The organism is Paraburkholderia sp. SIMBA_054, from assembly GCF_046534875.1.
Lineage (GTDB): Bacteria > Pseudomonadota > Gammaproteobacteria > Burkholderiales > Burkholderiaceae > Paraburkholderia > Paraburkholderia hospita.
This window is the reverse complement of the sequence record NZ_JAWRXV010000168.1, coordinates 1-1,298: the sequence shown is the minus strand read 5'-3', so window position 1 is coordinate 1,298 and position 1,298 is coordinate 1. Positions and strand designations below refer to the sequence as shown.

The window sequence follows — 1,298 nt, the reverse complement described above, 5'->3', positions numbered from 1 at the left end:
CAATCGGGTAGGGTGAGGGGTCACCCCCTCAGCCCTCCCACACCACCGTACGTGCGGTTCCGCATACGGCGGTTCATCAAGAACGCTGGAGGCGTTGCTGGGTGTCCAGCATCGAAACAAGCCCATGTCGGTCGAAGAAGCGTTTCGGGAAGGCTGTGCCCATGTGTGACGCGCCAGCGTTCCACCACGGCCCCTGGCCGTTGTGCGCCGAGCGCCATGCGCGATCTTCCGGCAACCCCTGCCGACGCAGCATGGTGGTACGGCCCTGGCGGTGTTTGGCCTGCCGCCAGAGCAGACAGCGCAAGCGCCGTCTGATCCAACCATCCAGTTCTTCCAGCACGCGCTTGCTTTGCGTGAACCGGAAGTAGTTGATCCATCCGCGAAGCACCGGATTCAGTGTTTCGATGGTGTGGCTCAGACTTCTTCCGCGCCCCTTCCTCAGTAATGTCTTCACCCGCCCCGTAAGCCGTTTCAGGCTGTCAGGTGCAATGCGGAGCCTCGTCTGACGATGTACCGTCATGCTGTAGCCAAGGAATTTGCGTTTCCACGGTCGGTCACATGCGCTTTTCGCTTCGTTGACCTTCAGTTTCAGGCGTTTCGCAAGAAACGCCGTCATGCCGATCAACAGTCGCTCGCCCGCCGCCTTGCTTCGGACGTAGATGTTGCAGTCGTCCGCGTAGCGGCAGAACGCATGCCCACGTCGCTCAAGCTCGCGGTCCCAATCCGTCAGCAGGATGTTCGACAGCAGTGGCGACAGGGGACCGCCTTGCGGCGTCCCTTCCCGTCGTTGCTGCGCCATCCCTTCTCGCATCAGACCCGCCTCCAGATACCGCCGGATCAGCTTGAGCACCCGATCATCCTTCACCTGCCGGGCAATCCGCGACATCAGGATGTCGTGGTTCACCCGATCGAAGAATTTCTCCAGGTCGATGTCCACCACCCAGCGGCGGCCTTCCTGCACATACTGCTGTGCCCTCAGTACCGCCTGCTGCGCGCTGCGCTCCGGCCTGAAGCCGTAGCTCGACTCGGAGAACCCCGGCTCGAAGATCGGCTGGAGTACCTGGTGCAGCGCTTGCTGTATCAGCCGATCCAGCACCGTCGGAATGCCCAGTGTCCGTACCCCGCCCGCAGGCTTCGGTATATCCACCGCGCGTATCACCTCAGGCATGTACCGTCCTTCCAGCAGCGCCGCCTTCACGCTTGGCCAGTGCATCTTCAGCCAGTCCGCGAATTGATCCACCGGCAGGCCATCGACCCCCGGTGCACCGCGGTTGCTGACTACCCGTCGATACGCTGCC

The 1,298-nt window shown here is 62.3% G+C and carries 1 protein-coding gene; it reads right to left on the bottom strand.

Features of this window, described 5'->3' with window-relative positions:
* Window positions 1–76: 76 nt before the first annotated feature.
* Window positions 77–1,298: group II intron reverse transcriptase/maturase (ltrA, locus tag SB822_RS54520; RefSeq protein ID WP_410858776.1), on the bottom strand; the 1,222-nt coding region annotated here is incomplete at its 5' end.